At 67.5% G+C, this 6,761-nt stretch carries 7 protein-coding genes; 1 reads left to right on the top strand and 6 read right to left on the bottom strand.

What is annotated here, in order from left to right:
- The first annotated feature begins 17 nt into the window (after positions 1 to 17).
- The gene (locus ACTICP_RS14475) at positions 18 to 245 is read left to right on the top strand and encodes a hypothetical protein (protein WP_441893559.1); all 228 of its coding nucleotides are present in this window, start codon (positions 18 to 20) and stop codon (positions 243 to 245) included.
- A gap of 6 nt (positions 246 to 251) precedes the next feature.
- Here the strand turns inward: ACTICP_RS14475 and ACTICP_RS14470 are convergent, their stop codons facing one another.
- From ACTICP_RS14470 to ACTICP_RS14445, 6 genes are all read right to left on the bottom strand, one after another.
- Entirely contained in the window at positions 252 to 836 is a 585-nt protein-coding gene (locus ACTICP_RS14470; RefSeq protein ID WP_036321457.1) for an acyltransferase, read from the bottom strand.
- Between the two features lie 94 nt (positions 837 to 930).
- The gene (locus tag ACTICP_RS14465) at positions 931 to 1,899 is read right to left on the bottom strand and encodes an NAD-dependent epimerase/dehydratase family protein (protein WP_029152150.1); all 969 of its coding nucleotides are present in this window, start codon (positions 1,897 to 1,899) and stop codon (positions 931 to 933) included.
- Between the two features lie 31 nt (positions 1,900 to 1,930).
- Complete coding sequence (locus ACTICP_RS14460; RefSeq protein ID WP_441893556.1) at positions 1,931 to 4,639, bottom strand: alpha/beta fold hydrolase; 2,709 nt, start codon at positions 4,637 to 4,639, stop codon at positions 1,931 to 1,933.
- Positions 4,636 to 5,709, bottom strand: coding sequence for a 3-oxoacyl-ACP synthase III (locus ACTICP_RS14455; RefSeq protein ID WP_211219136.1), 1,074 nt, complete (start codon positions 5,707 to 5,709; stop codon positions 4,636 to 4,638). Before ACTICP_RS14455 ends, ACTICP_RS14460 begins: the two co-directional genes overlap by 4 nt.
- A gap of 157 nt (positions 5,710 to 5,866) precedes the next feature.
- On the bottom strand, positions 5,867 to 6,076 hold the full coding sequence (locus ACTICP_RS14450; protein ID WP_029152147.1) for a helix-turn-helix transcriptional regulator: 210 nt from the start codon (positions 6,074 to 6,076) through the stop codon (positions 5,867 to 5,869).
- A 2-nt stretch (positions 6,077 to 6,078) separates the two neighbouring features.
- Entirely contained in the window at positions 6,079 to 6,552 is a 474-nt protein-coding gene (locus ACTICP_RS14445) for a hypothetical protein (protein ID WP_029152146.1), read from the bottom strand.
- Between the last annotated feature and the right edge of the window lie 209 nt (positions 6,553 to 6,761).

The raw sequence follows: 6,761 nt of genomic DNA, 5'->3' as shown, positions 1-6,761 counted from the left end.
GGTCGAGTTTCGCTTCAATGTCTGACGCTCTGCCGACCTGCCCGGCGTGCTCTGAAGCCTTCACCTACGAGGATCGTGGGTTGTTCGTGTGCCCGATGTGCGGGCACGAGTGGTCGGCGGATTTCGTCGGCTGCGGCGCGGTGGGTACGGATCCGGTAAGACACCCCGTCGACCATTTCCTCTCGATCGCTGCCCGATGGCAACGGGCGGCAAGATCGGCGGCGGAAGTGAAGCAGACCCGGTAGCCGGTATTAGCCCTCAGGAACCTGTCCCACTTGTTTCGCCGGCACTCCGACCACGATCGCCCCTGCGGGGACGTTTTTCGTGACGACCGCGCCCGCGCCGACGACGGCGCCATCCTCGATCGTCACACCGGGCAGTACCGTCACGCCGGCACCGAACCACACGCCGCGGCCGATCACGACGCGCGCCGGATGCATGTCGCCTCGTCGGCTGGGAGTCATGTCGTGATTCAACGTGGTGATGACCGCGTTGTGGCCGATGAGGGATCCGGAGCCGATGTCGATGCCGCCCTGGTCTTGGAATCGGCATCCGCTGTTGATGAAGACGTCGTCGCCGAAGCGAATGTTCTTACCGAAGTCAGCGGAGAATGGTGGGAAGAGCCGGAACGACTCGGGAACCGCGCGCCCCGTCAACTCGCTCATCAGCGCGCGCACTTCGTCGGGCGAGCGGTAGCTTCCGTTGAGCGCGGCCGTGATACGGAGCGACTCTTGACTCGCTTCGTGCATCGCCGCGTGGTGCGGCGAACCTTCCGGAATCGTCTCCCCGGCGTTCAGCGCGTCGAGGAGGTCGTCAAGTCCTTCAATTTCGGCCATGCGTCTATGGTAGATGCCGCGAATCGCCACCGAGATCCTGTCCGCGCGAATCAGAGAACGGCAGGAGCAAGCAACGTCGATCGGCTGCGAACTGTCACTGCGCGTAGTGCCGAGCCACGGCCGCCATGCCCTGATCGAACGTCACCGCGGGCTCCCACTGCAGTACCTCACGGGTGCGGCGCTGGTCGAACCAGTGTGCGGTGGACATCTGCTCGGCAAGGAACCGTGTGAGTGGCGGCTCGTCGTCGTGCTCGCCGAGGTTCCAGACCGCATCCACCGCGGATCCGGCCGCCAGCGCGGCGGCAACGGGAAGACGCAGGGTGGGCTTCTTCGCGCCCCCCGCAAGCGCGAGCCGTTCGATGAACTCCGCGATCGGCCTCGGCTGCCCATTCGTCACGACCAGTGGTTCGCCGTGCACGCGGGTGACCGCCTCAAGCGCCGCGACGATCGCGTCGACCGCGTTGGTGACATACAGCGTGTCAACGAGCGCGGCACCGGAGCCGAGGATCGGCATGCGGCCCTGTCGCGATCGCTCGATGATCCGCTCGGTGAGCTGGGTGTCGCCCGGGCCCCACATGAGGTGTGGACGCAGCACGAGCACGGGGAAGGCTTCGGAATCGGCGGCCAGGGCAAGGCGTTCGCCTTCGCCCTTCGTGCGCGCGTACTCTCCACGGGCAACCGCCGGATCGGCTGGCGCAGCAGGAGCTCCGACGAGTGAGCTTCCTGCGTTTGCGACGGAGGGCGACGAGATGTGGACGAACCGGGACACTCCTGCGGCCTGTGCGGCCGAGAGCACGTTCCGGGTGCCGTCGATATTGACTCGCTCGAACTCGCGCGGATCACCCGCCATCGAGACCTTGGCGGCCAGGTGGATGACTGCGTCCTGTCCGGCCGTCGCTGTCGCAACGGTGTCCGGTTCGGTCGAGCTGCCCAGAACATCGCGTGCGCCGTCGACTCCGGAGGGGCGACGCTGAAGAGTCGTGACGTCGTGGTTGTTGCTGACCAGTGCTCGCGCGACAGATGAGCCGAGCACGCCAGAGGCGCCAGTGACAAGTACTCTCACGAGGGATCCTTCATGGCCGTGCTCGCCCGCGTCACGGGGTGCCGACGCGCCCGCCGCGCAGCACCGCGTCGGCCCAGACGGCGAGCCGAGTGCGATCGATCTTCGAGTTGTGGCGGATGTCGGTGGGGAACGCGGTCGATACGAGCACCGCGGCGATGTCGTGCGGATAGTGCTCGGCGACGGCGGCACGGATCGCGTCCGCCAGCTCCATCGGCGCGAGCCCCGACGTCATGCGGACGCCCGATCGAGGCTCGACGACGACCACGACCGATTGCGTTCCGGTCGGACCGACGCCGACGACGGCGGAGCGGTACACCTGCGGCACCGTGTCGACGACGTCCTCGATCCCGCCGGGTCCGAGTGGGCCGGACGCAGGGGTGAGCACGTGCTGCACGCGTCCCTCGATCCAGATCCGACCCTCGGGGTCGATGTGGCCGATGTCGTTCGTGCGGTGCCAGATCAGGCCGTCGAGATCATCGCGCTTCGACGAGGCATCCATGTCCCACAACCGGTCGTAGCCCGCCTTGATGTGCGGGGCGGAGACGACGAACTCGCCCAGAACGTCGGTGGCCGCATCATCCGTAAGGAGCTCGTCGCCGGGCACGCCCGCGGCACCGAGGGGCGCGACGGCGAACCGTACGCGGGGAACAGGGCGGCCGACGCACACGCCGTGATCGCGCGACTGCTCCTCGGCGGCGGTCACGCCCTCGCGGTTGATGTCGGTGAGCAGCAAGCCCTCCGTCATCCCGTACGGCGAGCGGATCTCTGCGTTCGGGAAGAGCGCCGCGAGCGCGTCGAGCAGCTGCAGCGGCACGGGGGCCCCGGCCGAGAGCACCAGCTCGATGCCCTCGAACGACGCGCGCTGCTCGGTCGTCAGCTCGCCCGCGGTGGCCTGCACGTTGGTGTAGGCGGCGGGGGAGGCGAAGACCATCGTGGACGCGCCCGCGAGGATCGCGTCGGCGAGCGCGGCGGCCGTCAGCGTGCGCGGCTTCGTGACCGACATGTCGGGCGTCACGCTGCTGATGCCGAGACCGGGTCCGAGCAGCGCGAACGGCGCGAAGCCGGCGGCCCAGCCCGTCTCCTCATGCACGTTGAACTGCTCGCGCAGGGTGCGAGCCAGCGCTCCCAATCGGGCGTGCGTGTACCGGACGCCTTTCGCCGGTCCCGTCGATCCGGACGTGAACAGGATGACGGCGTCATCGGTGAGGCCCGGGTGGGAGATGGGGTCATGGGCCGGCGTGCGAGAGAGCTCGGTCACGCTCGTCTCGACGCCGAGCGCCGCGCGTTCGATCGGGTTCAGCGCATAAACCGAGATGCGCCGACCGGGCCAGCCCGCCGCGCGCGCCAGCGCGAGTCCGGGTCTCAGGCCGATGATCCACTGCGGATCGGATGCTCGGATCGCGCGGGTCATTCCGGCCGGGCCGAGACCGGAATCAGCCACCACGGCGACCCCGCCGGCTTTCAGCACGCCGTAGAGCACGGCGGTGAGGTCGTTGCCCGGGGTCACGAGCAACGAGACGCGGTCGCCGCGCTGCAGGCCGAGCCGCTGCAGGCCGCGCGCGATGCCGTCGCTGACCGCGGTGAGCTGTCTCCAGGTGATCGCCTGCGGCGGCGTGCGCGTCATATCGACGCTCGCGACGGATGCGTCGTCGCGGCGCGCGTCGAGCGCCTCGAAGATCATCGGGGCGGGATCGTCATCCACTGCGACATCCGCGTCGCCGAGGGCAGGAACGGCCTCACGGGGGAACTGCTGTCGGAGCCAGCGCAGCACGACGCCGGCGACATCCGCGTCCTCGCTGACGAGGTGCGATGCCTTCTCGACGCGGTGCACGTCGGCGTGCGGCAGGCGGTGGCGCAGATCGCGCAGGAAGTGCTCGACGAACACCGGATCCTTCGGCCCCCACACCAGCAGGGAGGGAGCGTCAATGCCGGCGATGTCCTCGGCGAGCTGCTGCAGCTCGTCGTACGACGGGTGGCCGGGCCGAGCCGGGATGTCGGCGACGAACGCGCCGATGCCGCTTCTCTCGTCGGCCGTCAGATAGGGGGAGCGGAACGCGTCCTTGATCTCGGCGCGGAGCGGCCCCTGGCCGAGCGACAGCGTCGTGCGGAGGAACCCGTCGGTGAGGACCGTTGCCATCGGCAGGACCGGACCACTGAGCGCTGCGCGGAGCGGCGACGGGAGAGGCGTGCCCTCCGACAGGTGCACGCCCGTGTTCAGGCTGATCACGCCGTCCACCACGTCGCGGTTCCGGGCGGCCCAGGTCAGCGACACGATCCCGCCCCAGTCGTGGCCGAGGGTGACGACGGGATGCGGCTGAGCGCCCGCAGCATCCGCCGTGTCCGCGAGCAGCGCGCGCATGACCGCATCGACGTCGCTCACGCGCTCCGCGATGCGGCGGTAGCCGGATCCGTGCGTCGTGGGCAGCGCGTCGTGCGCGAGGCGCTCGGAGTGGCCCATCTCGAGCTGGTCGGGCGCGATGACCCGCCAGATCCTGCCGTCGGTGTCGGCCAACGAGGCCGCCGCGATCCCGCGCCACAGGTACGACCACGTGGGGTTTCCATGCAGCGCGAGAATGGTTCTGGTCGGTTCGAGCCCCCGGGCGCGCAGTGCGGGGAGCGTGTCGAGCACATGGAACGTGCGCGCGCCGTCGACCGCGTCGACCGTTACGAGGCGCGACCACTCGGGATCCCATTCGGGGAGCGGGCCGGGAACGGTTGCGGGACGAGCCGCGAACTTCACCAGGTGATCTCCATCATGGCCGTGTTCAGCCCGGAACCCACTCCCAGGCAGAGGATGCGGTCGCCGCGCTTCATACCGGGTGCTCTGCGCGCCAGCGTGATCGGCAGGGAGGCCGGGCCGACGTTGCCGAGCTCCGGATACGTCTTGGCGATCCGGTCCGCGTCGATCTCGATGGCGCTCGTGAGGGCATCGACGTGCACGTTGGAGATCTGATGGGGGATGTAGTGATCCATGTCCCTCCAGTACCAATCGCTCTCGTGCGCTTCGCCCCACGCGGCGGCGATCAGATCCATGCCGTTGCTGAGCAGGCCTTGGGTGTCGGTGAACATGCCCTCGTAGTCGCCGACGCAGAGCTCGTGGTTCCAGGTTGCGGCTCGCGCCACGCCGCCGAGGATCCGGTGCCCCTCGGGGTGCAGGTCCGCGCGGCCGATCACGGCGGCGACGGCTCCGGAACCCAGCGTCAGCGTTGCGAACTCGTTGAGGTACTCCTCGCGGGTGATTCCCGGGCGCTGCAAGCGAGCGACAGTGACTTCCTGCACTCTCGACATGTCTTCGCCCGCGACGATGAGCGCGTAGTCGATCTGTCCCGAGTCGATCATGCTGGCCGCGACGGTCATTCCGTTCACGAAGCCCAGGCAAGCGTTGGTGATGTCGAAGTTCATGGCCGCGGGGCTGAGGCCGATGCTGTCGTGAACCGCTACTGCGACGGACGGCTCAAGCGTCTCGCGCGAGACGGAGGTATTGATCAGCAGACCGATCTGGTGAGCTGCGACTCCCGCCTGCGCCAGAGCGTCGCGTCCCGCGGAGGCGGCCCCCTCGATGTAATCCGTCGGATTCTCCCAATTGCGCCGAGAAGACACTCCGGCCACGCGCTGAAGGAGCCCCTGCGGAAGGCGCAGTTCCCGGAGCGTGTCGCTGAGTCGCTCGTCGAAGGATCGCGAACTCACCTCGACGGGAGCGATCGCCTCAGCGAGCCCGAGGAGCGCGACGTTCGAATGCCGAGTGGTGGAGTTGCCGTTCGCGATGGCCAGATCGGGCGCGCCAACGGGGGAGGGAGGATCGGATTTCATTTCGAGCAAGCCTAGTCCGGTGGAATTACCCATCCTGCATATACGGCGAGGACGCCGAATGACGGCGTGGTTCCGGCAGTATTCCGAGGTGTTTCGCCCCGCTCGATGCGCGACACGGCTGCGTACACAGTCGGTTCAACGCGGGGTGGCGTTTCGGCTAGCTCGGCTGATCGTCTGTTCCCGGTGTGAAGATGTCCTCAATCGTGCACTCGAAGACTTCCGCGAGGCGGAAGGCGAGCGGCAACGACGGGTCGAATCTGCCTCGTTCGATCGAGATGACTGTTTGCCGGGAGACACCGAGTTCGTCGGCGAGGCGCTGTTGTGACCAACTGCGCTCCCGCCGGCGTGCGAGGAGTGAGTTTCTCATGATCAGCCACGCTTTTTAGCCATGAGGTAGCGCACGAAAGCGCTGAAGAAGGCAATCACGATGACCCCGATGAGTGCCCACATCGCGTCGAACTCGAAGCCCGAGATGGCGAGGGCCGCCAGGGCGAATCCCGTCAGCATGACCGTGTCGCTGAACGCGCCCGACATTGCGGCATCGAGCCACTTCGATTCGATCGATTCATCTGGCTTGTCGATGACTCCGCGCAGTGTGGACCGATCGACGAGGAGCGCCCAGATGAGCCCGATCAGTCCCCAGGACATGATGATCGAGAATACTCCGGCGATGAGGAGCGCTTCGTCGCCTCGTGAGACGCCCGTCAGGAGAGTGAGTGCGCCGACTCCGACCGCCAGGGCCAGCCCGGCTGGAATCGCGACAGACATTGCGGGCACACGCCCGCCGAAGAAGCGGATGCGGCCCCAGCGCGTGCGAGTGTCGGACTTTGGATCAACATTCATCGTCGTCCCCCTGTGAAGTTCGCTTTATTGGACAAGCAACTTTTACATGTATAGCTCGCTTTACGTAAGGGTGAGCTGCTCAGGCATGACGTGGAGAGCGCCGGCGTTCGTCGCGCGGGGACACGCTCCGGACCCCCGATCGGCGCCGAGGCCTACGATGGCCAACACGGGCACCTTGTGAAAGGAAGGCGACCATGAGTAAGGATTTC

This window comes from Microbacterium sp. (assembly GCF_052102115.1).
Classification (GTDB): domain Bacteria; phylum Actinomycetota; class Actinomycetes; order Actinomycetales; family Microbacteriaceae; genus Microbacterium.
This window is presented reverse-complemented; position numbering and strand designations above follow the sequence as displayed.